26 protein-coding genes and 1 tRNA gene are annotated in these 24,040 nt (G+C 70.6%); 12 read left to right on the forward strand and 15 right to left on the reverse strand.

Annotated features, from left to right (window positions below; all coding sequences use genetic code 11):
• Positions 1–13 precede the first annotated feature (13 nt).
• Genes ACIBG7_RS40545 through ACIBG7_RS40555 form a run of 3 tightly spaced genes read left to right on the forward strand, consistent with a single transcriptional unit; the run spans position 14 to position 1,970 of the window.
• A complete protein-coding gene (locus tag ACIBG7_RS40545) occupies positions 14–667 on the forward strand; it encodes a PadR family transcriptional regulator (protein ID WP_397339715.1) in 654 nt (217 codons plus the stop codon).
• Positions 664–1,008 (forward strand): hypothetical protein, encoded by a 345-nt coding sequence (locus tag ACIBG7_RS40550; RefSeq protein WP_397339716.1) that lies wholly within the window; start codon positions 664–666, stop codon positions 1,006–1,008. The genes ACIBG7_RS40545 and ACIBG7_RS40550 overlap by 4 nt, the downstream gene beginning before the upstream one ends.
• A 5-nt stretch (positions 1,009–1,013) precedes the next feature.
• On the forward strand, positions 1,014–1,970 hold the full coding sequence (locus ACIBG7_RS40555) for a GNAT family N-acetyltransferase (protein WP_357918923.1): 957 nt from the start codon (positions 1,014–1,016) through the stop codon (positions 1,968–1,970).
• Between the two features lie 12 nt (positions 1,971–1,982).
• On the opposite strand, the gene ACIBG7_RS40560 is transcribed toward ACIBG7_RS40555, so the two are convergent.
• Genes ACIBG7_RS40560 through ACIBG7_RS40570 form a run of 3 tightly spaced genes read right to left on the reverse strand, consistent with a single transcriptional unit; the run spans position 1,983 to position 4,314 of the window.
• Positions 1,983–2,360, reverse strand: coding sequence for a Rieske (2Fe-2S) protein (locus ACIBG7_RS40560; protein ID WP_357918926.1), 378 nt, complete (start codon positions 2,358–2,360; stop codon positions 1,983–1,985).
• 44 nt (positions 2,361–2,404) lie between these two features.
• Positions 2,405–3,643: a sensor histidine kinase gene (locus ACIBG7_RS40565; RefSeq protein ID WP_397339755.1), complete on the reverse strand. Its 1,239-nt coding sequence runs from the start codon at positions 3,641–3,643 to the stop codon at positions 2,405–2,407.
• Positions 3,643–4,314 carry a response regulator transcription factor gene (locus ACIBG7_RS40570; protein WP_357918929.1) on the reverse strand — a complete coding sequence of 224 codons (672 nt, stop codon included), beginning with the start codon at positions 4,312–4,314 and terminating at the stop codon, positions 3,643–3,645. Before ACIBG7_RS40570 ends, ACIBG7_RS40565 begins: the two co-directional genes overlap by 1 nt.
• Before the next feature lie 125 nt (positions 4,315–4,439).
• On the opposite strand from ACIBG7_RS40570, the gene ACIBG7_RS40575 reads away from it, so the two are divergent.
• Positions 4,440–4,919, forward strand: coding sequence for a hypothetical protein (locus tag ACIBG7_RS40575; RefSeq protein ID WP_357918932.1), 480 nt, complete (start codon positions 4,440–4,442; stop codon positions 4,917–4,919).
• A 16-nt stretch (positions 4,920–4,935) separates the two neighbouring features.
• Here the strand turns inward: ACIBG7_RS40575 and ACIBG7_RS40580 are convergent, their stop codons facing one another.
• Together ACIBG7_RS40580 and ACIBG7_RS40585 are read right to left on the reverse strand one after the other, a co-directional pair.
• Complete coding sequence (locus ACIBG7_RS40580) at positions 4,936–6,009, reverse strand: hypothetical protein (protein WP_357918935.1); 1,074 nt, start codon at positions 6,007–6,009, stop codon at positions 4,936–4,938.
• Between the two features lie 75 nt (positions 6,010–6,084).
• Complete coding sequence (locus ACIBG7_RS40585; protein WP_357918938.1) at positions 6,085–6,558, reverse strand: hypothetical protein; 474 nt, start codon at positions 6,556–6,558, stop codon at positions 6,085–6,087.
• A 147-nt stretch (positions 6,559–6,705) separates the two neighbouring features.
• Between ACIBG7_RS40585 and ACIBG7_RS40590 the strand changes: the two genes are divergently transcribed.
• Both ACIBG7_RS40590 and ACIBG7_RS40595 read left to right on the forward strand, forming a co-directional pair.
• Complete coding sequence (locus ACIBG7_RS40590) at positions 6,706–7,242, forward strand: peptidylprolyl isomerase (RefSeq protein WP_357918941.1); 537 nt, start codon at positions 6,706–6,708, stop codon at positions 7,240–7,242.
• A 20-nt stretch (positions 7,243–7,262) separates the two neighbouring features.
• Positions 7,263–8,135 (forward strand): rhomboid family intramembrane serine protease, encoded by an 873-nt coding sequence (locus tag ACIBG7_RS40595; RefSeq protein ID WP_397339717.1) that lies wholly within the window; start codon positions 7,263–7,265, stop codon positions 8,133–8,135.
• Between the two features lie 34 nt (positions 8,136–8,169).
• On the opposite strand, the gene ACIBG7_RS40600 is transcribed toward ACIBG7_RS40595, so the two are convergent.
• On the reverse strand, positions 8,170–8,427 hold the full coding sequence (locus ACIBG7_RS40600) for a cell division protein CrgA (RefSeq protein ID WP_357918945.1): 258 nt from the start codon (positions 8,425–8,427) through the stop codon (positions 8,170–8,172).
• 137 nt (positions 8,428–8,564) lie between these two features.
• On the opposite strand from ACIBG7_RS40600, the gene ACIBG7_RS40605 reads away from it, so the two are divergent.
• From ACIBG7_RS40605 to ACIBG7_RS40615, 3 genes are read left to right on the forward strand one after another with little or no spacing between them, the layout of a single operon-like run.
• On the forward strand, positions 8,565–9,185 hold the full coding sequence (locus ACIBG7_RS40605; RefSeq protein ID WP_357918948.1) for a class E sortase: 621 nt from the start codon (positions 8,565–8,567) through the stop codon (positions 9,183–9,185).
• A gap of 3 nt (positions 9,186–9,188) precedes the next feature.
• A complete protein-coding gene (locus tag ACIBG7_RS40610; RefSeq protein WP_357918951.1) occupies positions 9,189–9,347 on the forward strand; it encodes a hypothetical protein in 159 nt (52 codons plus the stop codon).
• Positions 9,344–9,919: a gamma-glutamyl-gamma-aminobutyrate hydrolase family protein gene (locus tag ACIBG7_RS40615; RefSeq protein ID WP_357918954.1), complete on the forward strand. Its 576-nt coding sequence runs from the start codon at positions 9,344–9,346 to the stop codon at positions 9,917–9,919. Before ACIBG7_RS40610 ends, ACIBG7_RS40615 begins: the two co-directional genes overlap by 4 nt.
• 155 nt (positions 9,920–10,074) lie before the next feature.
• Here the strand turns inward: ACIBG7_RS40615 and pknB are convergent, their stop codons facing one another.
• From pknB to ACIBG7_RS40650, 7 genes are all read right to left on the reverse strand, one after another.
• The gene (gene pknB / locus ACIBG7_RS40620) at positions 10,075–11,919 is read right to left on the reverse strand and encodes a Stk1 family PASTA domain-containing Ser/Thr kinase (protein ID WP_357918957.1); all 1,845 of its coding nucleotides are present in this window, start codon (positions 11,917–11,919) and stop codon (positions 10,075–10,077) included.
• An 83-nt stretch (positions 11,920–12,002) separates the two neighbouring features.
• A complete protein-coding gene (locus ACIBG7_RS40625) occupies positions 12,003–13,406 on the reverse strand; it encodes a protein kinase (protein WP_397339718.1) in 1,404 nt (467 codons plus the stop codon).
• Entirely contained in the window at positions 13,403–14,854 is a 1,452-nt protein-coding gene (locus tag ACIBG7_RS40630) for a penicillin-binding protein 2 (RefSeq protein ID WP_357918963.1), read from the reverse strand. Before ACIBG7_RS40630 ends, ACIBG7_RS40625 begins: the two co-directional genes overlap by 4 nt.
• A complete protein-coding gene (locus tag ACIBG7_RS40635) occupies positions 14,851–16,209 on the reverse strand; it encodes an FtsW/RodA/SpoVE family cell cycle protein (protein WP_357920372.1) in 1,359 nt (452 codons plus the stop codon). The genes ACIBG7_RS40630 and ACIBG7_RS40635 overlap by 4 nt, the downstream gene beginning before the upstream one ends.
• A 26-nt stretch (positions 16,210–16,235) precedes the next feature.
• Positions 16,236–17,489: a Stp1/IreP family PP2C-type Ser/Thr phosphatase gene (locus tag ACIBG7_RS40640; RefSeq protein ID WP_357918966.1), complete on the reverse strand. Its 1,254-nt coding sequence runs from the start codon at positions 17,487–17,489 to the stop codon at positions 16,236–16,238.
• Entirely contained in the window at positions 17,486–17,953 is a 468-nt protein-coding gene (locus tag ACIBG7_RS40645; RefSeq protein ID WP_357918969.1) for an FHA domain-containing protein, read from the reverse strand. Before ACIBG7_RS40645 ends, ACIBG7_RS40640 begins: the two co-directional genes overlap by 4 nt.
• A 17-nt stretch (positions 17,954–17,970) precedes the next feature.
• A complete protein-coding gene (locus ACIBG7_RS40650) occupies positions 17,971–18,711 on the reverse strand; it encodes a DUF3662 and FHA domain-containing protein (RefSeq protein ID WP_357918973.1) in 741 nt (246 codons plus the stop codon).
• 174 nt (positions 18,712–18,885) lie between these two features.
• On the opposite strand from ACIBG7_RS40650, the gene ACIBG7_RS40655 reads away from it, so the two are divergent.
• Positions 18,886–18,968: transfer RNA gene (locus tag ACIBG7_RS40655), tRNA-Leu, on the forward strand.
• Positions 18,969–19,262: 294 nt separating this feature from the next.
• Here ACIBG7_RS40655 and ACIBG7_RS40660 read toward each other — a convergent pair.
• Positions 19,263–20,279 (reverse strand): hemolysin family protein, encoded by a 1,017-nt coding sequence (locus ACIBG7_RS40660; RefSeq protein ID WP_397339720.1) that lies wholly within the window; start codon positions 20,277–20,279, stop codon positions 19,263–19,265.
• Positions 20,276–21,601, reverse strand: coding sequence for a hemolysin family protein (locus tag ACIBG7_RS40665; protein WP_397339721.1), 1,326 nt, complete (start codon positions 21,599–21,601; stop codon positions 20,276–20,278). The genes ACIBG7_RS40660 and ACIBG7_RS40665 overlap by 4 nt, the downstream gene beginning before the upstream one ends.
• A 238-nt stretch (positions 21,602–21,839) precedes the next feature.
• Between ACIBG7_RS40665 and ACIBG7_RS40670 the strand changes: the two genes are divergently transcribed.
• The gene (locus ACIBG7_RS40670; protein ID WP_397339722.1) at positions 21,840–23,117 is read left to right on the forward strand and encodes an LCP family protein; all 1,278 of its coding nucleotides are present in this window, start codon (positions 21,840–21,842) and stop codon (positions 23,115–23,117) included.
• A 35-nt stretch (positions 23,118–23,152) separates the two neighbouring features.
• Complete coding sequence (locus ACIBG7_RS40675) at positions 23,153–24,031, forward strand: DNA-formamidopyrimidine glycosylase family protein (protein WP_357918985.1); 879 nt, start codon at positions 23,153–23,155, stop codon at positions 24,029–24,031.
• Positions 24,032–24,040: the final 9 nt, after the last annotated feature.

Genomic DNA, 24,040 nt, shown 5'->3' on the forward strand with positions numbered 1-24,040 from the left:
AGAAGGAGTCACTATGGCGCGACGCCCTGATCTGGTCGGCCTGACCGTGCTGGCCGTGCTCACGGTTCGCGCCGCACATCCTTACGAGCTGCACCGCTTCATCGTCGACACGCACAAGGACCACGTCACCGGCCTGCCGCGGAGCCTCTACCACGCGGTCGAGCGGCTGGCCCGGGACGAGCTGATCGTCCCGGTCGAGACCAGCCGCGAAGGCAGGCGGCCCGAGCGCACCGTCTACGAGATCACCGACGCCGGCCGGCACGAGGTCGCGCTGCGCGTGCGCGCCCTGCTCGCCACCCCCGACGCCGACCGGCGGGCCTTCCTGGCCGCCGTCTCGCTGCTCGGCGTGCTTCCCGCCGCCGAGGTGGCGCGTGCCCTCAGATCCCGTACGGCCGGCCTCGAAGGCCGGCTCGCCGGGCTGGAGGCGCACCTGCGGGAGGCGGCCGCGTCCGGGCTGCCGCCGCTGCTCACCCTGGAGACCGAGGGCGAACTGGCGCTGACCCGGGCGGAGCTCGACTGGGTGCGTGAGGTCGTGCGCCGGGTGGAACGCGGCGAACTGGCCTGGCCCGACACGCTCAAACGAGCCGCACTCGACGACCTCCACCGAGCCGCACCGCACGACGCGCACCCAGCTCCGCCCGACGACCACCTGGAGTCGCCGCCATGAAGAAGCTGATCCTCGAGGTGTCCGGCGTCGTGGAAGCCCCGCCGGCCGCCGTGCTCCGCGAGCTGAACGCCTCCATCCCCGACCACGGCACCACCGAACGCACCGCCACCGGCCTGTCCGTGCAGGGCGGCTGGTGGTATCGCGGCGAGTGGCACGCCGAGCCGCACGGCACGGGCACCCTGGTGGTGCACCGCGTCTACAACGTCGCCACCGTCGCCCGCTGGGGCGTCCCGCTGGCCAACCGGCTGTTCATCGGCTACGAGCGGACCACGCGGGAGAGCTTCGCCGACGGCCTGCGCAAGATCGCAAATCGCCTCAACACCTCCGCCCGTCTTAAATAGGAGCCATGAGTATCACCTGGGGGACACTCGGCGAGGACGACGCCGAGGCAGTGGCGCGGCTGGTGGCCGACATGGACGCGGTCGACCGGCTCGGCGAGACCCCCACGGCCGGCGACATCCGCTACACCCTCGGCGACCCCCTGCTCGACCTGGCCGACGGCACGCTGGCCGCGCGGGACGGCGAGCGGATCGTGGCCTACGGCTACCTGCCGATCCGCCAGTCCGCCGCGCCCAAGCACCAGATGCGCCTGTCCGGCGGCGTGCACCCCGACTTCCGCCGCCGCGGGTACGGCAGGCGCATCCTCGACTGGGCGCTCGACGCCGCCCCGCGCCTGCACGAGCGCCACTACCCGGGCCGCCCCCTGGAGCTGCACGTCAGCGCCGACGACCGGAGCGCGGGCACGATAGCGCTGCTGCAGGGCGCCGGGTTCGAGCGCATGCGCTGGTTCCTGGAGATGCGCGCCGACCTGCGCGAGCCCGCCCCGCGAGTCGAGCCGCCGCCCGGCATCGGGATCGTTCCATGGTCGCCCGACCTGGACGAAGGCGCTCGGGCGGTGCGCAACCTGGCCTTCCGCGACCACTGGGGGAGCATCGAGCACACCGCCGAGAGCTGGCGGCACACCATGACCGGGATCCGCTCCTTCCGGCCGGAGGCCTCCTTCCTCGCCCTGGACGGCGAGCGGGTGGTCGGCATCCTGATGACCATGCACTTCGCCGGCGAGGCGGCCGCGACGGGGGAGAAGGCCGCCTGGATCGCGATCATCGGCACCCTGCGGGAATGGCGTGGCCGTGGCGTGGCCGCCTCCCTGCTCTCGCACGCGCTCGGCGAGTTCAGGGCGCAGGGCTACACCACGGCCGGGCTGGGGGTCGATGCCGACAACGGCACGGGCGCGGTCGGCGTCTACGAGCGGGCCGGTTTCCGTGCCGTGCACCGGGGCTCGGTCTTCGTCCGCAAGTTCTAGGCGGCCGGGGTGTCAGGCCAGCCGGATGACGCCCTTGGCGACGGTGATCTTCCGCCGGGTGAGCTTGCGCTCGGCCGGCCCCCGGACCACGGCGCCGGTGGCGAGGTGGAACTTGCTGCCGTGGCACGGGCAGTTGATCGTCCCGCCGCTGACCCCCGACAACGTGCACCCCTGGTGGGTGCACTTGGCGGTGAAGCAGCGGAAGACGTCCTTGCTCGGCCGGGTGACCACGTACTTGCCCTTGATGACCTTCCCGCCGCCGACGGGGATGTCCTTGGTCTTGGCCAGGATCGGCCCGGCGGCGGCCTCGGCCGCGGACGGCCACAGGAACACCACCCCGCCCCCGGCGGCGGCTCCGCTCCTGACGATCAGCGCGCGGCGTGAGAGCACGTTGCCTCCATCGATCTTCCTCGCGTACGGCATGCGCTGATCGTTCACCTTTTTCCGGCGAATGTCTGCAGGGGAAAGGCAGCGAAGAATCCGCCGTCCCCCGCGACCAGCGTCCCGCCGTGCAGCACCGCGATCTCCCGCGCGATCGACAGCCCCAGCCCGGCCCCGCCCGCGTCCCGCGCCCGCGCCTCGTCCAGCCGGGTGAACCGGTCGAACACCGCCTCCCTCGACTCCACCGGGATCCCCGGCCCGTCGTCCAGCACCTCCAGGCTCGCCAGGCCCTCCGGCGTGGCCCGCACCCGCACCACGACCTCGGAGGCCGCGTGCCGTACCGCGTTGGAGACCAGGTTGGCCACCAGCCGCTCCAGGTGCCCGCGCACCCCGGAGACCACCACGTCGGGCTCGATGTCGAGGGTGACCCGTTCGCACCAGCGCAACGCCGTCTCGGCCGCGACCTGCCCGAGGTCCACCTCGGAGGTGCGCAACGGCTCGCCGGCGTCGAGCCTGGCCAGCAGGAGCAGGTCGCCGGCGAGGGTCTGCAGCCGGTCGACGTCGGCCAGGGCCTCCTCGGCCAGGCCGGGCGGCGCGGTGAGCTCCAGCCGGGCCCGGAGGGTGGCGATCGGGCTGCGCAGCTCGTGCGCGGCGTCGGCCACGAACCGTTTGTGCTGCTCGACCGCGCTCTCCAGGCGGTCGAGCGTGGAGTTGACGGTCATGGCGAGCGCGGCGATCTCGTCGCCCGACTCCGGCACGGGCACCCGCTGGTGCAGGTCGCTGGCGGTGATGTCGGCCATCTTGCCGCGGATCGCGGCGACCGGCCGCAGCGAGCGCCCGACCGCGAACCAGGTCATCCCGGCGACCACGAAGAGCAGGAGCGGCACGCCGGGCAGCAGCACCTGGGTGAGCGTCCGCAGGGCGTCGTCGGCGACGTCCAAGGAGGCCCGGCCGACGATGACGGTCTCGCCGCCCTGCGGCGCCTCGACGACCACCTGGGCCATCGCGTAGTCGTCGGCGGCGGACAGCCAGGCGGGCGGCGCCTCGCCGGGGGTGAAGAAGGCCACGTCCGGGTCGAGCAGCGCACGCTGCGCGGGCACCGCCTCGACCACGCCCAGGCTCGTCGTCGTGGCGGCGGCGGTGAGCGCCTTCTGGGTCGCCGCGGCCGAGGCGTTGTGGAAGAGCGTGCCGCGCAGCGAGAAGGCCAGCACGAGCGTCACCACGACCAGCGCGAGCGCCACCACCAGCGTCGCGGCCAGGGTGGCGCGCAGCCGGACCGACGCCGTGCGCATCACGCCGCCTCCAGCCGGTACCCGGCCCCGCGCACGGTCACCAGCGAGCTGCGCCCGAACGGCACGTCGATCTTGCGCCGCAGCGCGCTGATGTAGACCTCGACGATGTTCGGGTCGCCGTCGTAGGAGAAGTCCCAGGCCTGGGCCAGCAGGTCGCTCTTGGAGACCACCTCGCCGGCCCGCCGCGCCAGGCCGTGCAGCACGGCGAACTCCTTCGGCGTGAGCGCGATCTCCCGGTCGCCACGGCTGCACCGCAGGCCCGCGGGGTCGATGACCAGGTCGCCCACGGTGAGCGCGACCGGCCGCTCCCGCCCGCCGCGCCGGATCAGCGCGCGGAGCCTGGCCAGCAGCACGACGTAGGAGAAGGGCTTGGCCAGGTAGTCGTCCGCGCCGGTGTCGAGCGCCTCGGCCTCGTCGTAGGCGCCGTCCTTGGCGGTCAGCATCATGATCGGCGTCCAGTTGCCCGCCTCGCGCAGCCGGGCGCAGACCGCGTAGCCGTTCAGCCGGGGGAGCATCACGTCCAGGACGATCACGTCGTACGGGTTCTCGGTGGCCAGCCACAGCCCCTCGCGCCCGTCGTGGGCCACGTCCACCGCGAAGCCCTCACCGGCCAGGCCGTCCTTCAGCAGGAGAGCCAGGCGTTCCTCGTCCTCAACCAGCAGTACTCGCACGGGGTCCAGCGTGCCTCAGGTCACCTAAAGCCAACCTGAAGAGGATTTCGGCCGCCTTCAGGGTGGGTTCAGGTTCCGGGGGCCACGCTCTGCCCATCGGAACGAACGACCTTGGAGGTATCCCGATGCGCAAGCGACGGACAGCACTGCTCGGTGCGGCCGCGGCCGTCCTGGTCCTGATGACCGGGCTGACCGGCTCCGCCCTCGCCGACCCCGGCGCCGAGGCGGGCCCGGGCGAGACGGTGGCGATCTGCCGGACGGGCGACGGCAAGGAGGTGGAGGTGAAGCTGGGCGTGCCGGTCAAGATCGAGGGCGAGGGCGGCCCGACCCTGACGGTGACCAAGGCCACCACCGCGACCGTGATGGCCACCGCGGTCGCCCCGGGCGCCGAGGGCTCCGAGGGCGCCCCGCCGCCCGAGGGCGCGACCAAGGTGGAGAGGGCCGAGGTCGGCGGCAAGATGGAGGGCAAGCTCGAGGCCGTCCCGGCCCTCCCGGCCGTCGGCCCCGACGGCAAGCCGCTCCCCGCCCCGGTGGGCCCCGACGGCAAGCCGCTCGACCTGGCCAACGCCGAGACCCTGCACTGCACCACCACCGCGGCCAAGTAGGCCGAGGAGCCCGGTCTCAGCCGAACGAGGGATGCGGCCCGAGGGCCCAGTATTCGAACAGGCCGTATCCCACGTTCCCGTCGTACTCGAACCGGCCGGCCGCGTCGACCAGGCCCCACATCCGGGCCTGGTCCTCCGGCAGCCGGTAGGTCACGCCCTGCACCACCGGTCCCGGCCCCTGGTACATGCCGTGCTTCCAGTCGGCCTCCAGGCCGTACCCGGTCCCGGCCATCAGGTGCACCGGCAGCAGCAGCTCGCACCGCACGTCGAACGGCTTGCCGCGCGGCGGGGCGAAGGAGAGGGTCGCGGAGAGGACGTCACGGGTGCCGGGCGCGTAGACGGGGTGGTACTCGGGCCGGCCGAGGTACTCCTCCTCGCGCCCGTCGTTCCAGACCCGCACCGCCTCCTCCAGGACCCGGCGGCCCTTGTCGTCCTCCTGGACGATGCACAGGATCGCGTGGTCGGCGAACTGCATGGGCGTGTACAGCCAGTAGAAGGTGCCGGGGTTCTTGACCTGGATGCCCGGCGGTTCGGGTTCGCCTACGGGGCGGATGCCCCACGAGCGGTCGCGGGTGCCGAACCAGGCGTCCGGGGTGATGTCCGTCACGGTGTCGCCGACGCTGATGGACCCGGTCCAGCGGCCGGTCTGCGCCAGCCGTACCGAATCGAAGACGACCCGCTCCTGCCAGCGCACGAAGTGCCGCGGTTCGAGCGTCGCCGGGATCGTGCCCGCCCAGGTGAGGTCGAAGGACAGGCCATGCTCGTTCGGCTCCAGCACCACCCGGAGCCGTTTGAGCCCTTCGAGGACCTCCACCCGGAAGGGCCCGATCGTGGTGTCCATCCGGTCCGCGCCGAGCTCGCGCGAGGCGCGGACCACGCGGTGCAGGTCGCCGCGCCGGACGCAGGCGAAGGCGTCGGTGACGCCGAGGTTGGGGTACTGGCCGAGCCCCACGATGAGCATCAACTCGCCGGAGCGGTCGTGGCAGTTGAAGTAGTACCGGTCGTAGAAGTTGCGATCGGAGGTCGCGACGTGCCGCATGACCTGGGCGGCCTGGTGGACCGGATAGTCGTCGAGCGGGGACAGCGTCATGCCTCGTTGTAGCAAGCGCTTGGTTACACGTCAACGCCCCCGGAGCCGGCGGCTCCGGGGGCGGCGACGTCTTCCCTACTTCTTGGACGCCTCGTCGGCCAGGTCGGACGTCTTGTCCGAAGCCCGGTCGGCCTTCTCGCTGACCCACCGCGAGGCGTCGGCGGCCGAGTCCTTCATGTGATCGGTCCACTGCTGGGCGTTGCGACGGTAGAACATGTAGCCCATCGCGCCCAGGGCGAGACCGGTCATCAGGACTGCCACCGGCCACCGGCGCGAACGCGCCGGGGACGGGTCGACCCGCTTCGCGGCCTGCGTCAGCATGGCGCTGACCCGGGGCGCGAACTGGTCTTCCACCCGATGAGCGGCATCCTCCAACTTAGGAGCCGCCCAGTAACGGGCGTCTTCGATACGGGACGAGGCGACTGTTCTCGCCTGGTCCGCCATCGGCGCGAGCCGACCACCGGCCCGCTTGGCCTGGACCTTCATTCGGCCCATCCACGTGCTCGGGACTTCGATGACCACGCGGCGCTTTCTGAGTGTCAGGGACACGTCAACCTCCCCTGTCGATGGGGCCCCGCAGCCTGACCTTCCCGGTGGAAGGCGGCTCAATCATCCGCTCCCGTGGGAGGATGCTTGTGACGGCCTCACGGCCATACCTTTCAGACCTGGACAAATCGCAGAGGGGGCGGCTTTCTCGTGGCTGAGAAGCTGATCGCAAACCTTCAGACAAACCACGGCACGATCCGCATCAAGCTCTTCCCCGAGCTCGCACCGGTCACCGTGGCCAACTTCGTCGAGCTCGCCGAGGGCACGCGCGAATGGACCCACCCGGAGAGCGGCGAGCGGACCAACGCCCCGCTCTACGACGGCACGATCTTCCACCGCGTCATCAGCGGTTTCATGATTCAGGGCGGCGACCCGCTCGGCCGGGGCATCGGCGGCCCCGGTTACGACTTCGACGACGAGATCCACTCCCAGAACAACTTCAACCGCCCCTACCTGCTCGCGATGGCCAACGCCGGCCGCCGCATGGGCAAGGGCACCAACGGCTCGCAGTTCTTCATCACCGTCAGCGCGCAGCCGCACCTCAACCAGGGCCACACCATCTTCGGTGAGGTCATCGAAGGCCGTGACGTGGTCGACACCATCGCGAAGGCGCCGACGGCGCGGGGCGACCGCCCCGTCAACGACGTCGTCATCGAGAAGGTCACCATCGACCGCGTGCCTGCGTAAGTGGCTTTAGGCTGGCTCGTATGACGAGCCAGCCTGCCCAGCCTTCGCAGCCGGTGGTGCCGCCCACCTGCTACCGGCACACCGACCGCGAGACCTGGGTCCGCTGCCAGCGCTGTGACCGGCCGATCTGCCCCGACTGCATGCGCGACGCCGCGGTCGGCTTCCAGTGCCCCGACTGCGTGGCCGAAGGCAACCGAGGGGTACGGCAGGCGCGCTCCGCCTTCGGCGGCGGCGTGGTGACCAAGCCGATCGTGACCTACGCGATCATCGGCCTCATCGCGCTCATGTTCGCCGGCCAGTACCTCACCAACGACGCGCTCACCGGCGAGCTGGCGATGAACGTCGTCGCGGTGGCCGGGCTGGGCGAGTACTACCGCCTGATCACCAGCGCGTTCCTGCACTTCGGCGTCATCCACATCCTGTTCAACGGCTACGCCGTCTACGCCATCGGCCCCTACCTGGAGCGGGCCTTCGGGCACGTGCGCTTCGCCGCGCTCTACCTGCTCAGCGCGCTGGGCGGCGGCGTGCTGAGCTACTGGCTCGACCCGGCCAACGTGTGGAGCGCCGGCGCGTCGGGCGCGGTCTACGGCCTGTTCGCCGCGGTCTTCGTGGTCGGCCGCAAGCTCAACATGGACGTGCGAGGCGTGGTCGTCCTGATCGCCATCAACCTGGCGATCACCTTCCTGCCGCGGCTCATCCCCGGTGGCCTGTTCGGGGTACAGCTCAGCTGGACGGCGCACGTCGGCGGTCTGATCACCGGCGCGCTCGTCTCGGCGGCACTGGCCTACGCCCCCCGGAACCGCCGCACAGTGGTGCAGACCGTGGCTCTCGTGGGGACGCTGGCCGTCCTCGTCGTCCTCGTCATCCTCAGGACCGCACAGCTTGTGGGCTGACATCCCCAGGGTGTGGAAAAACTTGTGGAAAGAACTAACGCCAGCGGGTGGAAAGCACCACACCGAAGATGATGAAAGCGAACCCGATGCCGAGATTCCAGTTCTGGAGGTCGGTCATGAGGGGCACGTCGACACCCGCGACGTTCGTGACGTAGAACACCGCGATCCACAGGATGCCGATGATCCAACAGGCCACCATGGTCGGCGCCAGCCAGCGGGGGCTGAGCTTGACCTCTTTGGCCTTCTGCGGCGGCGTGTAGACCGCCTTCTTGCGCGAACTCGACTTGGGCACGGGTAACTCCTGCTGAGGGCCTGGGCTTCCGGATCGTCCAAGGCTCTTTGTTAAGCGTAATTGAAGCCTGGCCAAGGATAGTCGCCACGCGCATGTCGTGGCGATCCCGTGGAGCTGCAGTTTCTAGGGTGGAGCCCGTGAGAGCGTTCCTGCGGGCCTTCGGCGAGCTGAGCATCACGGCCGGGCTCGTGCTGATGCTCTTCTGCGCGTACCTGCTGTGGGGAACCAGTTCCTACACCCTTCGCCAACAGGCCCTGCTGCAGCAGGAACTGCGTGAGGACGCCGACGGCGGCGACCGGAAACTCGACAAGATCAAGCTCGGCAAGGCCATCGCCCTGCTGAAGATCCCCAGGCTGGGCCGCGAGTACCAGTACGCCGTCGTCGAGGGCGTCGACGCCGACCACCTCAAGCGCGGCCCCGGCCACTACCCGGGCAGCGCGCTCCCCGGCGAGGTGGGCAACTTCGTCCTGTCCGGGCACCGCACCACCTACGCCGCGCCCTTCAACGAGCTCGACCGGCTCGAACGCGACGACGAGATCGTCGTCGAGGCCCGCGAGGCGCGCTACACCTACCGGGTCACCTCCCAGGAGATCGTCGAGCCGGACGAGGTCGAGGTGCTGGCCCCGGTGCCGCGCAAGCCGGGACTGCGGCCGATCCGCGCGATGATCACGCTCTCCACCTGCCACCCCGAGTACTCGGCGGCGCAGCGGCTGATCGTGTACGGCGTGCTCAAGAACACCGAGGCGAGGAAGGTCTGACGCATGTACGGCTGGCTCTGGCGGCGGCTCCCCGGCGGGTTCACCCTGCGGCTGCTCCTGGCCGGGGCGCTGGCCCTCGGCGCGGGAGCCGTACTCTGGTATTTCGTCTTTCCGCTACTCGAACCGGCGATCTCGCTGGATGAGGTGACCGTCCGACAGTGAGCCCCCGTGTGCTGGTCGTGGACAACCACGACAGCTTCGTCCACACCATCGTGCAGTACCTGCGCCAGCTCGGCGCCGACTGCGACGTACGGCCGCGTGACGTGGTGGCCGTGCACGACGCGGACGGCTTCGACGGCGTGCTGGTCAGTCCCGGCCCCGGCACCCCCGAGGCGGCCGGGGTGAGCGTGCCCCTGGTCCACCACGCCATCGAGCACGGGCAGCCGCTCCTGGGCGTCTGCCTCGGCCACCAGGCCATCGCGGTGGCCCTCGGCGGCACCGTCGGCCGGGCGCCCGAGCTGATGCACGGCCGCACCAGCGAGATCAGCCACGACGGCCACGGCGTCTTCCGCACGCTCCCCAACCCGGTGCGGATGACGCGCTACCACTCGCTGGCCGTACAGCCCGCCACCGTGCCGCAGGAGCTCCAGGTGACCTCCCAGACCCCCGACGGCACCATCATGGGCCTCAGGCACCGTACGGCGCCCGTGGAGGGCATCCAGTTCCATCCGGAGTCGATCCTGTCCGACCACGGGCACCGGCTGCTGGCGAACTGGCTCGACGAGATCCTGTAACGCCGGCGCGACTCGCACCGACATCCAAGTGACGTCCCCGCCATCGCCCCCGAGTGGCGGGGACGTTCCATGTCCGGGACACGGCGACAAGGCGACACGGCGAAGCCCCCGGGGGCCGTCCCCCGGGGGCTTCGCCGGTGCTCTACGGCCGGTGATCAGCCGCCCTGGTCCTCAGGGTTCTCCTCGGTCGGCACCTCGTTCGGATCCGTCGGCTCCTCGGTGGGATCCGGATCGTCGGTCGGGCCGAGCGTCGGCTCCTCCGTCGGCTGCTCGGGGCCGGACGAGACGATGATCGTCACGGTGCCCTTCGGCGGCAGCTTGGTGCCGGGCGGCGGGTTCTGCTGCATGACCGTGCCGAAGGCGATGACGTCGCTCGGCTGCTCGACGATCCGGGCCTTGAAGCCGGCGCGCTTGATCTCCGCAGCCGCCTCGTCCTTGGTCCAGCCCTGCACGTCCGGCACCTCGGCCCGCGCGAACGGCACGAACAGGGTGACCGTGCCGCCCTCCTCGACCTCCTCGCCCGCCTTGGGATCGGTGTCGAAGACCTTGCCCTCGGCCTTGCTGGAGTTCTTCTGCTGGATCTGCGCCTTCAGCCCGGCCGCGTCGAGGATCGACTTGGCCTCGTCGGCGGACTTGCCGACCAGCCCCTCCGGCACCGCGATCTTCTTCGCGCCCTTGGAGACGACGAGCTTCACCTCGGCGCCCTTGTCCAGCTCGGTGCCGTCCTTGGGGTCGGTGCTGATGACCATCCCCTCCTCGTACTCGGCGCTGAAGTCCTCGGTCTCGGTGTACTTCAGTCCCGCGGAGTCGAGCTCGGTGCGCGCGTCCTTGATGGTCATCCCCACGACCGCGGGAACCTTCACCTTGCTCGCCGCCGGGTCGGCGCCGCCGCCCGAGCGGTCCACCAGGAAGAAGTAGCCGACGCCGATGAACGCGCCGATGATGAGCAGCGGCACCAGGATCCAGGCGAGCGTCTTGGCGACCTTGCCGCCGCCACCGCCGCCGCCGGCCGCGCGCCTGCGCCCGCCCCGGCCGCCGCCGCCCTCGTCGTACTCGTAGGCGGGGATGGCCGAGGTTCGCTGCGTCGAGGGACCGCCCTGCGTCGAGGTCATCATCCGGGTGCCGGAGGAGGCCAGCGCCATGGTCTGCGCCTCGGTCTGCTGCCCGGACATGGCGCGCGCGATGTCGGCGCGCATCTCGGCGGCGCTCTGGTAGCGGTGCGCCGGGTCCTTGGCCATCGCCTTCAGCACGATCGCGTCGGCCCACTTGGGGATCTCGGGGTCGATCTGCGACGGCGGGATCGGCTCCTCGCGCACGTGCTGGTAGGCGATCGCGACGGGGGAGTCGCCGGTGAACGGCGGCTGCCCGGTCAGCAGCTCGTACAGCACGCAGCCGGTGGAGTAGATGTCGCTGCGGGCGTCGACGCGCTCGCCGCGCGCCTGCTCCGGCGAGAGGTACTGGGCGGTCCCTATGACCTGCGCGGTCTGCGTCATCGTCGCGGCCGAGTCGGCCATCGCGCGGGCGATGCCGAAGTCCATCACCTTGACGTCGCCCGCCCGCGTGATCATCACGTTGGCCGGCTTGATGTCGCGGTGCACGATGCCGCCGCGGTGGCTGTAGTCGAGCGCCCGCAGGATGCCGTCGACCAGCTCCACCGCGCGCTCGGGCATCAGCCGGCGGTCCTGGCGCAACAGGTCGCGCAGCGTGCGGCCGTCGACGTACTCCATCACGATGTACGGCACGGGCGCACCCTCGGCGGTGTCCTCGCCGGTGTCGTAGACGGCCACGACCGCGGGGTGGTTCAGCGACGCCGCCGACTGCGCCTCACGGCGGAAGCGGGCCTGGAAGGTGTGGTCGCGCGCAAGATCCGACCTCAGTGTCTTGATCGCGACAATGCGGTCCAGCCGGATGTCCCTGGCGCGGTAGACCTCGGCCATGCCGCCGCGCCCGACGACTCCGTCGAGCTCGTAGCGACCTCCGAGTAGCCGAGGCTGAGTCATTTCCTGCACTGTCCCTTACCGTTCATCTTGGGTACCGGCTTTACGCACCGGTGTCCATCATCGGCCCCGCGCCGCATCAAGTCTCACCCTTCCGGCGGATTTGTGTCGCCCGGGTCCGGGGAGTCCGACGGTGCCGGTGTGGTCGGCGTCGATGTGGGGGTTGTGGTTGGTGTGCGAGTCGGGGTTCGGGTCGGGGTCGGGCTCGACGTCGTCGGTTTCCGCGTGGGCGAAGCCGTCTTGCTTACGGTAGCTGACGGTGAGGTTACCGGTTTCGTCGGCGTGACCGGAACCGGCGACGGGCGCCGGGTCGAGGGCTTCTTCTTCGTCGGCTTCACCGAAGGCTTGCTGGTCACGCGTTCGGTCGGGTCGGCCACGCTGGGTGGCGGGCCGCTGTTGAGCGTGATCACCGCGACCGTGCCGAAGCCCACCGCCGCCGCCGCGCCCGCCGTGGCCACCAGCACCGTGGTGCGCCGCCGCCGTCGCGAACGGAACCGCGTCGTGGGCACCGGCTCGACGAGGTCGCCGTCGGTCTCGGCCGTGCCGTACGCGCCCGTGGACCCGGCCGGTACGGCGGAGCCGTACGAGCCGGTGGCGCGCCCGACGCGGAAGCCCGACGGGTCGGTCAGCATGCTGAGCTCGGTGACCGGAGCCGCGGCCCCCGCCAGCGTCTCGCGCAGCACACCCGCCCGGTCGGCCAGCTCGGCCGCAGTGGCCGGCCGCCGCTCGGGGTCCTTGGACAGCAGCCGCATGACCAGGTCACGCACCGGCGCCGGCACGTCGGCCCCCAGCGGGGGCGGCGGCTCGTTGAGGTGCAGCAGCGCGATGGCCACCTGCGTCTCGGCGACGAAGGGCGCCCGCCCGGACAGGCACTCGTAGGCGACGACGCCCAGCGAGTACAGGTCGGTGGACGGGGTGAGCGGCAACCCCTGGGCCTGCTCGGGGCTGACGTACTGGGCGGTGCCGAGCACGGTGCCGGTCATGGTGACCGAGGGCGACTCCATGGCACGGGCGATGCCGAAGTCGGTGACCTTGATGGCGCCCTCGGGGGTGACCAGCAGGTTGCCCGGCTTGATGTCACGGTGGATGATCCCGGCCGAGTGCGCCGAGTGCAGCGCCCGCGCGGTCTGCTGGAGCACGTCGAGCGTGACCTCGGTGCCGAGCGCGCCGTGCCGGGCGAGGATGGCCGAGAGCGACTCGCCCTGGACCAGCTCCATCACCAGGTAGGCCAGGTCGCTCTGCTCGCCGTAGTCGAAGACCTGCGCGATGCCGGGGTGGGTGAGGCCCGCGGTGATGCGGGCCTCGTTGCGGAAGCGGGCCACCCAGCCGGCCGGGCCGTGGTCGGCGCCGGAACCCGGGCCGTCCTTGCGCAGCAGCTTGACGGCGACCTCGCGGCCGAGCAGCTCGTCGCGGGCACGCCAGACCTCGCCCATGCCGCCCCGCGCGATGCGGGACACCATGACGTAGCGTCCGCCGAGCTGCGTCGTCACTTGCCGAGCACCGCTTCCAGCACGGCCTTGGCGATGGGCGCGGCCACGCCGCCACCGGTGGCCTCGTCGCCGACGCGGGCGGCGCCCGACTCGACGATGACGGCGAGCGAGACGTTCTCCGCGAAGCCGATGAACCACGCGTGCGGCGCCTGGCCCTGGGCCGTCTCGGCGGTGCCGGTCTTGCCGCCGACCTGCACGCCGGGCACCTGCGCGGCGCGGGCGGTGCCGTTGGCCACGACGCTGATCATCATCTCGCGCAGCTTCCGGGCGCTGTCGGGGCTCATCGCCTCGGAGAGCTCCTGCGGGTCGGCCGCCTCGATCTCGTCGTTCTTGGCGTCGGTGATCTTGTTCACCAGGTAGGGCCGCATGACCGTGCCGTCGTTGTTGATGCCTGCGGCGATCAGGGCCATCTGCAGTGGCGTCATCTGGTTGCTGCGCTGGCCGATGGAGGCCTGGGCGATGGCCGCCGGGTCCTCCTTCGGGCCGATGGAGCTCTTGGCCACCGCCATCGGGATGCTGAGCGGCTCACCCACGCCGAACTTCTGCGCCTGCTCGGCCATGCGCTCGTACCCGAGGTCGAGGCCGATCTTGCCGAACGGGGTGTTGCAGGACTTCTCCAGCGCGTACACCATCGGCACGTTGCCGCCACCGCACGCCGAGCCGCCGTAGTTGGGCAGGTCGGCGGTGGTGTTGGGCAGGTCGAGCTTGGTCGGCGCGTCGACGGTGGTGTTGCCGTCGCGGCTGCTGTCGTCCTCCAGCCACGCGGCCGTGGTGACCACCTTGAAGGTGGAGCCGGGCGCGTAGGTGCGGTCGATGTTGCGGTTGAGCAGCGGCTGCGACTTGTCCTTGGCCAGCTCGTCGTACCGCTTGAACACCGGGCCCTTCTCGGGCTTGGACAGCTCGGCCGGGTCGTAGGTGGGCAGCGACACCATGGCCAGGATCGCCCCGGTCTTGGAGTCGAGCGCCACCACCGCGCCGCGCTTGCCGCTCTGGCGCAGCGCGTCGTAGGCCGCCTTCTGCGCCTTCGGGTTGATCGTCACGTCGACGTTGGCGCCGCGGGTCGGCTCGCCGGTGAACAGGTCGATGCTCCGGCGCAGCAGCAGGTCGGCGCTGGAGCCGTTGAGCAGCTTGTTCTCCGAGCGCTCGATCTGCGACTCGCTCTCCGGCGAGAAGAAGCCGGTGACGTGCGCGTAGAGCACGCCTTCCGGGTACTCCCGCAGGTAGCGGAAGGCGCCCTGCTTCTTCTCCACCGACTGGGCGAGGATGACCTTCCCGCCCGCGGTGATGCGGCCGCGCTCGACCGCGTACCGGTCGTAGTAGTTGCGCTTGTTGCGGGCGTCGGGCTTGAGGTCCTCGGCCCTGACCGCCTGCAGGTAGTTCACGTTGATCATGAGAAGCGCGAACATGGCCAGGCAGGCCACGGCCACGCGCTTGAGGGTGCCGTTCATCGCTGGAACACCTGCGTCAATCCTTCGTTCTGGATCGCCTGGGGTGGGGGGCGCCGGGCGGCATCCGACATGCGTACCAGCAGCGCGATAAGGATCCAGTTAGCCAGGAGCGCGGAGCCGCCCTGCGACATGAAGGGGGTGACCAGGCCGGTCAGCGGGATGAGGTTGGTCACGCCGCCGACGATGATGAAGACCTGCCAGGCCAGGATGAACGACAGGCCGCCGGCCAGCAGCTTGGTGAAGGGGTCGCGGGCCGAGAGCGAGGTGCGCAGGCCGCGCTCGACGATCAGTGCGTAGATCATCAGCAGCGCCATGAGCCCGGTCAGGCCCAGCTCCTCGCCGGTGGCGGCGAAGATGAAGTCGGAGAAGGCCAGCGGGATCAGGTCGGGGTGGCCCTGGCCGAGCCCGGTGCCGAGGATGCCGCCGTAGGACATCCCGAACAGGCCCTCCATGAGCTGCCCGCTGCCGCCGATCTTGTCGAAGAGCGCCGGGTTCTCCGGGTCGAGGAAGACCTCGAAGCGCTGCTGCACGTGGTTGAAGATGCTGCCGGCCAGAACCGCGCCGCCCACGAAGAGCAGGATGCCGATGATCACCCACGAGCTGCGCTGGGTGGCGATGTAGAGCATCGCGATGAAGGCCCCGAACAGCAGCAGCGACGAGCCGAGGTCCTTCTGCATGACCAGGATGCCGATGCTGATGCCCCACAGGATGAGGATCGGCCCGAGGTCGCGCACGCGCGGCAGGTCGATGAAGAGCAGCCGCCGCCCGGCCAGCGCCAGCACGTCGCGCTTGGCGACCAGGTAGCCGGCGAAGAAGATCACCAGGGCGAGCTTGGCGAATTCGGCGGGCTGGATGGAGCCCAGGCCCGGGATGCCGATCCAGATCCGCGCGCCGTTGATCTCCTGTCCGAGCCCCGGGATCAACGGGGAGATGAGCAGGAAGAGGCCGGCGGCGCCCATGGTGTAGGTCAGCCGCTGCAGAACCCGGTGGTCGCGCAGGAAGATCAGGGTGAGGCTGAACAGGGCGACCCCGACGAAGGTCCACATCAACTGCGTGGTGGGGTTGGACAGCTCGCCGGTCTTCGAGTCGGACTCCGACAGCCTGTAGATCATCACCAGGCCGAGCCCGTTGACCAGGGTCACCAGCGGCAGGATCAGCGGATCCGCCCAGGGCGCCCACTTGGCCAGCACCAGATAGGCGGCGAGCATGAGCCCGCCGAGGCCGAGACCGTAGGTGAGCATGCCCGAGGGCACCTGGTCGTGCATGGCCAGGCCGACGTTGGCATAGGCCCCCATGACGATCAGCACGGCGACGGCCAGCATGACCAACTGCGCGACCCGCCGTTTGGCGGGCATGGGGACGGGGGCTACCACCAAGTCGGTCACCTACCGGATTTCTTCGGGGTCGAGGAGACGGACGGCGTGGGGGAGGCGGAGGGCTTGACCGCCGTGGTGAAGGTCAGCGTGTTCACCTTCTCCAGGCCCTCGTCGACGCTGTCGACCGGGATGCCGTCCACGACTGAGGCCTTCTGCGCGTCGGAGAGCTCGTTCAGGTTGCGCCCGGTGCCGCGCTCCAGGGAGTACAGCTTGAACGGCCCGAGCTCGGTCTGGATGCCGCGGAAGACCACCACCTGGTTGCCCTCGGCGCCGACGAAGAAGTTCTCCTGGGTCTTGTTGTAGGCGAAGTAGCCGCCCACGCCGACGGCCACGACCAGCGCGGTGACCAGCACCGGCCACATCCGGCGACGACGGACCGCCGCGGGAGCGGGGTCGTAGTCGTCATCGGTGAGGATCGGTTGGGGAGCGGTCACCGCGCTCACTCGCCCCGGCGGGCCGCCCTGGTTGCTGCTCCGCAGCCGGTTCATGCCGGCCGCGCCCACCACGGCCGCCTCGTGCGGCACCTGGTAGCCGTCGGTCAGCTCCACGACGTCGGCCACGACACAGGTGATGTTGTCGGGGCCGCCGCCGCGGTTGGCCAGGTCGATGAGCTGGCGGACCGCCTCGTCCGGGTCGTCGAGGTTGGTCAGGGTCGAGTGCAGCGTCTCGGCGCTCACGACGCCCGACAGCCCGTCGGAGCACAGCAGGTAGCGGTCGCCGATCTGGGCCTCGCGCAACGCCAGGTCGGGCCGTACCTCCTCGCTGCCGTCGAGCGCCTTCAGCAGGATCGACCGCTGCGGATGCGTCGCGGCCTCCTCCGGCGTGATGCGGCCGTCGTCGACGAGCTGCTGCACGAGGGTGTGGTCGTGGGTGATCTGGTACAGCTCGCCACGGCGCAGCAGGTAGGCCCGCGAGTCGCCGACGTGCACCAGCGCGACCTGCGTGCCGTTCCACAACATGGCGGTCAGGGTGGTGCCCATGCCCTTGAGCGTGGGATCCCGTCCGACCATCTCGTGCAGCTTGCGATTGGCGTCGTGAACCGCTGTCTCGATGGCGTCGAGCAGGTCAGAACCCCCGGGGGCCTCTTCCAGGGAGGCCATGGCGGCGATGGCGACCGAGCTGGCCACCTCGCCGTGTGCGTGCCCGCCCATGCCGTCCGCGACGGCGAGCAGGCGGCCGCTGGCATACGCCGAGTCCTCGTTCCCCTCGCGGAGGAGGCCGACGTCCGAGCGGGCTGCGTAGCGGAGTGCGATGGTCATTTGCGCAATTCAATGACTGTCTTGCCGACCCGGATCGGAACTCCGAGCGGCACGGGGGTTGGGCGGGTCACTTTCGAGCGGTCGAGGTACGTGCCGTTCGTCGATCCAAGATCTTCCACGATCCACTGACCGTCCTGGGGAAAGAGCCGCGCGTGCCGGCTGGAGGCGTAGTCGTCGTTGACTACCAGCGTCGCGTCGGTGGCTCTGCCGATGGTTATGGGCGCTTCTGAGAGGGTGATGGTGGTTCCCTGCAGGGGGCCGCCGGTCACGACGAGCTGCTTGGGCTCGCCCTTCTTGGGCTTGGCCACCGGCTTGGGCGCCTTGGGTGCTTTACGGGGTGCCGCGGCGGGAGCCGTACGGGAGCCGAACAGATCCGTGCGGATCACACCGACTGCGGCAATGACGAAGAACCACAGCACCGCCAGGAAGGCGAGCCGGATCAGCAGCAGCGTGAGCTCGGACATGGACCGTTTGTCTACCCCTAATCGCGCCGGAACACCAGAGTCGTACGCCCCAACGTCACCCGAGTGCCGTTTTGGAGTTCGATTCTGCGTACCGGCTGGCCATTGACGAAGGTGCCGTTCGTGGAGCCGAGATCGACGAGGACCACCAGAGGGCCTTCGACGCGCAGCTCCGCGTGGTGGCGCGAGACGCCTGGATCGACCAGGCGAAGATCGCAGTCGGTGCCGCGGCCGAGCAGCGTCACCGGGGTCGTGAGCTCGTAGGAGCGGTCGCCCTGCGGGTCGTCCTGGGTCGAGACCAGGAGCCGTGGACGGCCGCCGAAGGCGTGCGAGCGGGCGGGCGGCAGATCACTGGCCGGCTGCCGGATCTCGTCCTGCTCCACCGTGGCGCCACGGATGACGCCGGAGCGGATGCGGAAGAGCCCGACGGCCAGATCCGCCGCGGTCTCGAAACGGACCCTGACCGGTCCCACGAAGGAATAACCCTGCTCCTTCGCGTACTCCCGGGCGAGCTCGGCCAGCTCGTGGCTGATGCTGTCGGCGTAGACCTCCAACCGCTCGCTGTCGGTCGTGGACAGCTCGACCACGAAGTCGTTGGGCACGAGCGTGCGTCCCTGAGCCACGATCGCCGCGCGCTCGTCCATTTCACGCTGGACGGCGCTGGCAACCTCGACCGGCTGCAGGTCTGACTTGAACGCCCGCGCAAAGGCCCCCTCAACCAAGCCTTCGAGCCTTCGCTCGAAGCGCTGAAGGACTCCCACCGGGTGTACCTCCCTCTCGTGCAAGCAGAGGCCATTTTGAAGTGCCCGCGACTGGCACACCGCCTCCTCCACGGCTGCGGTGACCCTGTTCCTCCGCTTCCGTGTCTGATGCGATCGTATCCGGGTTCAGTACTACCGGCAGTTCCGTGCTACTGTTTCTCCGCACCCAACAAAGGGCGGGTGGCGGAACGGCAGACGCGCACGGTTCAGGTCCGTGTGTCCGAAAGGACGTGAGGGTTCAAATCCCTCCTCGCCCACTTCGAGTCACCACAGTGACGAAAGAGGCCCCGGCTCGCAAGAGCCGGGGCTCTTTTCGTTTGGCGACATTCTCGGCGGTACGGCTCGCGCTCCGCACGGAGACGGTAGGCCTCGCCCCTTGCAGGCCGCTTGCCACCCACTTGCCGGGGTTCGCTCAGAGCGAACACCCCTCAGGCGTGTCCCCTCGCGATCGATGAGCCGGCTGCTCGCCGGCCGGGCGACGGCTCAGGGTGATACATGTCACACAACCCGACCCCGGCGTACGGTGGGAGCCGTACGCCGGGGGTCGGTTGTCAGACGGCGACGCGGGTGTTGAGCAGTTCGCCGACCAGGTCGGTGAGGCTGACCATGCCGATCGGCCGCCCGTCGCCCCCGGTGACCAGCGCCAGGTGCGCACGGGCCTCCTGCAGCCCCGCCACCGCCTCGGGGACCTGCGTCACGCAGGCCAGCCGCGGCAGAGGACGGGCGAGCTCGTCGGCCTTGGCCGTAGGCCGCAGCACGGCGTCACGGGCGTGCAGGACGCCCTTGATGTCCCGCGGGTCGCCCACGAGCAGCCGCAGGTGCCCGCTGCCGCCGGCGATCCGCTTGATCTGCTCCGACCCGGCGTCCGCCGGGACGAAGACGATCCGGTCCATGGGCACCATGTGCCGCTCGATGCCCTCGGCCTCCAGCCGGAGCGCGCGGGTGAGCAGGTCGTGCTCGTCGCGGTCGAGCAGGCCCATCCGCCCGGACTCGCCGACCAGCATGGCGAGCTGGTGCGGCGTCCTGGTGGTGGCCAGCTCGTCGCGGGCCCGCACGCCGAAGGCGCGCAGCAGCAGGTTGGTCAGGCCGTTCAGCGCCGACAGCAGCGGCCGCATCAGCCAGGTGAACGCCCGGAAGGGCACGGTCAGCACCAGCGCGGCCAGTTCGGGGTGCGTCAGCGCCCACGACTTGGGCGCCATCTCGCCGACCACCATGTGCAGGAAGGTCACCAGGGCCAGCGCCAGGGTGAGCGCGATCGGCACGCGCAGCCCCTCGGGCACCCCGGCGGCGGCGAAGACCGGCTCCAGGAAGTGCTCGATCGCGGGCTCGGTCACCATGCCCAGGCCCAGCGTGCACAGCGTGATGCCGAGCTGGGCGCCGGCCAGCATGAGGGAGAGCTGCCGGCTGCCGCCGACCGCCGAACGGGCGACCACGCGGGTCAGCCGGCTGCCGCCCGAGGCGATCTCCTCCAGGCGGTGCCGGCGGGCCGAGACGAAGGCGAACTCGGCCGCGACGAAGAGCGCGTTGGCCACGAGCAGGCCCAGGCTCAGCAGCAACATGCCGATCATTGGGTGACCTCCACCCGGACCGGCGCCAGCCGTACCCACTCGGGAACGCGGCGGTGCAGCGAGAGGACGGTCAGGACCGCCTCCTGCTCCGGGGAGTCCTCGTCGAACAGGTCGAGCTCGGGAGTGAGCTCGACGGTGACCGTGTCGCCGGGCTCGGGCATGCGTCCCAACCTGGCCAGGACGAGGCCGGCGACGGTGTCGTAGTCGTCGCTCTCCGGCAGGGACAGGCCGGTCGCGCGCTCGATCTCGTCGAGGCGCAGCGTGCCGGGCACGTCCCAGACGCCGTCGGGCTGCTGGACGGCGCCCAGCGGCTCGGGGTCGTTCTCGTCGACCAGCTCGCCCACGAGTTCCTCGGCGAGGTCCTCGATGGAGATGACGCCGGCCAGGTCACCGTACTCGTCGATGACGCAGACCAGGTCGTCGCGGCCCTGGCGCATGCGCTCCAGGACGGCGGGGAGCGGCAGGGAGTCCGGCACCAGCACGGCGGGCCGGGTGATCTCGGTGATCGAGCCCTCGCTCAGGCCGGAGGCCAGCAGCTCGCGCACGCCGGTGACGCCGATGACGTCGCCGTCGGCGCCGACCACCGGGAAGCGGGAGTGTCCGCTCTCGCGCATGCACTCGATCAGGTGGGAGATGGGCCGGTCGGCGCGCAGAGCCACCACGCGGGGGCGCGGGACCATGGCCTCCTCGGCGTTGCGGTCACCGAACTCCAGGGCCCGGGCCAGCAGCTCGGACAGCCGGGGCGGCAGCTCGCCGGCCTCGGTGGACTCGGCGATGATCCGGGAGAGCTCCTCGGGCGTGGCGCCCTGCTCGACCTCCTCGACCGGCTCGACGCCCACCGCGCGCAGCAGCTTGACCGCGGCGGTGTCGAACAGCCGGATCAGCGGGCCGGCGACGGCCAGGTAGACGAGGGTCGAGCGGGACAGGAACTTGGCGACCTGCTCGGGCTTGGCGATGCCGAGGTTCTTGGGCATCAGCTCGCCCAGCACCATCTGCACGATGGTGGCGACGATGACGCCGATGGCCACGGAGAAGCCCGCGGGCAGGTCCCCCAGCAGGGGTCTGACCAGCGTGGCGATGGCGGGTTCCGCGAGGAAACCGACGATCAGCGCGGTCACCGTGATGCCGAGCTGCGCGCCGGAGAGCATGAAGGACAACCGCGAGGTCACCTTGAGCGCCCGCTCGGCGGCTGGATCGCCGGCGGCGGCCTGGTCTCGGAGGATGCCGCGGTCGGCGGCGACGAAGGCGAACTCCTGGGCGACGAAGTATCCGGTCGCCGCGGTGAGGAGGAACAGGGCGGCCAGCCCCAGATAGGCGCTCACCGGGGCGAGCCTTCAGAAAGTCCCGTGCAAGCGCACGGGCACATACTCCACGGGTCGGGAGCGGACACGAGCTTCCTTTCGCTGGTTGACGTCGATAAAGGTAACGGTCGAGGCAGGTGTGATTGTTTCCGAGGGTCGCTGTGCGTACTTATCCCTAGGAAAACCTTGGCCGGTTGTCTGCGATGGTCAAAGAGGCGACGTAGCGTCTAATGCAAGCAAGGGGGAGGAACAGACCAGCATGTCCGAGGACGACCGAACGCGGGCGGTCCGCTCACCGCAGGACCGCCGCCCGCTCCCGGGCCAGGGCGCTCCGCGAGGCGTGCCCGCACATCCGCTGCCCGGGAGCGTGGCACCCACCGCGCGGCACGAGCAACCCCCAGCGCCGCGTACCGCGGCCTACGAGCAGCAGCAGGAGCAGCCGAAGGGCCGCTCCAAGGTCTACGGCAAGGTGCGGGAGGGGAAGAGCCCGGTGCGTCCGCTGAACTCGCCCGCGCCGCCGCCGAAGGGCCCCAAGCCGCCGCGCGGCCCCAGGACCGGCGGCGGCTTCCGTTTCCGCTGGAAGATCGTCGGCGGGGTGCTGGCCGGCCTGCTGGCCGTGCTGCTGGTGCTGGCGGTGGTCGGGTTCTTCTGGATCGACGGCCGGATCAACACCATCGCCGGCGTGCTCGACGACTACGAGGGCCGTCCCGCCGACGGGCCGGGCACCAACTGGCTGCTGGTCGGCTCCGACAGCCGCAAGGGCCTGACCGCGGCGCAGCGCCGCAAGCTGGCCACCGGCCGCGCGGTCGGCCGGCGCACCGACTCGATGATGTTGCTGCACGTCCCCGACGGCGGCGGCCGGTCCACGCTGGTCAGCCTCCCGCGTGACTCGGCGGTCACCATCCCCGGCAACGGCCGCAACAAGCTCAACGCCGCCTACTCCGACGCGATCAAGGGCGGTGGGCCGCAGTTGCTGGTGCGGACCGTCGAGGGCGCGACCGGGCTGCGGATCGACAACTACATGGAGATCGGTTTCGCCGGGTTCGTCGGCATCGTCGACGCGGTCGGCGGCGTCGAGATCAACGTGAGCGAGAACATCAACGACCCCAAGGCCGGGCTGAAGCTCAAGAAGGGCAAGCAGGTGCTCAGCGGCGGCGAGGCGCTCGGCTACGTGCGCACCCGCTACAACGGCGCGCTGCCCGACTTCGAGCGGACCAAGCGGCAGCGGCAGTTCCTCGGCGCGGTGGTCAAGAAGGCCGCCAGCCCGGGCGTGCTGATCAACCCGTTCACCGCCATCCCGCTGGCCACCGCGGCGACCGACTCGGTCGACGTCTCCGAGGGCACCGGCGCGTTCGACCTGCTCTCGCTCGGCCTGGCCATGGGCGACAGCCCGGTGACCACGGTCGTGCCGTTCGGCGGCGTCGAGCAGGTGGGCGGCGGCGAGGGCGTCAAGTGGGACAGGGAGAAGGCGCTGCGGCTGTTCGACGCGCTGGCCGACGACAAACCGGTGCCGAAGGACCTGCTCAGCGCGGGCTGACGTTGTCCACAGCCTGTGGACCGTACTCTGGACGCATGCCGGAACTACCCGAAGTGGAATCTCTCGTCGAGTTCCTCCGCGACCGGGCCGTCGGCCACACGGTCCTCGGCGTGGACGTCGTCGCCTTCCAGGCGCTGAAGACCTTCGACCCGCCCGTCACGGCGCTGGGCGGGCTGGAGATCACCGGCGTGTCCCGGCACGGGAAGTTCCTCGACCTCGACTGCGACGGCCTGCACCTGGTCATCCACCTGGCGCGGGCCGGCTGGCTGCGCTGGCGTGAGGACCTCTCGGGCGCGAAACCGGTCCGTCCCGGCAAGGGGCCGCTGGCGGTGCGGGTACGGCTGTCGCCGAACGAGCTGGGCCTGGCGCCGGGCTTCGAGCTCACCGAGGCGGGCACGCAGAAACGCCTGGCCGTCTACGTGGTGAAAAATCCGGACGAGGTGCCGGGCGTGGCCGCCCTCGGCCCCGACCCGCTCGACCCCGCCTTCACCGTCCAGGCCCTCCAGCAGATCCTGGGCGGCTCCCGCACCCAGATCAAGGGCCTGCTGCGCGACCAGAAGGTGATCGCCGGCATCGGCAACGCCTACTCCGACGAGGTGCTGCACGCCGCCCGGATGTCGCCCTTCAAGATCGCCTCGTCGCTGACCGAGGCCCAGGTCGCCGACCTGCACGAGGCCATCGTCACCACCCTGCGTGACGCGGTGGAGCGGGCGCACGGCCTGGCGGCCAAGGACCTCAAGGCGGAGAAGAAGTCCGGCCTGCGCGTGCACAACCGGGCGGGCGAGCCCTGCGACGTGTGCGGCGACACCATCCGCGAGGTCTCCTTCGCCGACTCCTCGCTCCAGTACTGCCCCACCTGCCAGACCGGCGGCAAGCCCCTGGCGGACCGGCGGATGAGCAAGTTGCTCAAGTAGCCTGGTGGG

The organism is Nonomuraea sp. NPDC050328 (assembly GCF_044459405.1).
In the GTDB taxonomy this organism is placed as follows: domain Bacteria; phylum Actinomycetota; class Actinomycetes; order Streptosporangiales; family Streptosporangiaceae; genus Nonomuraea.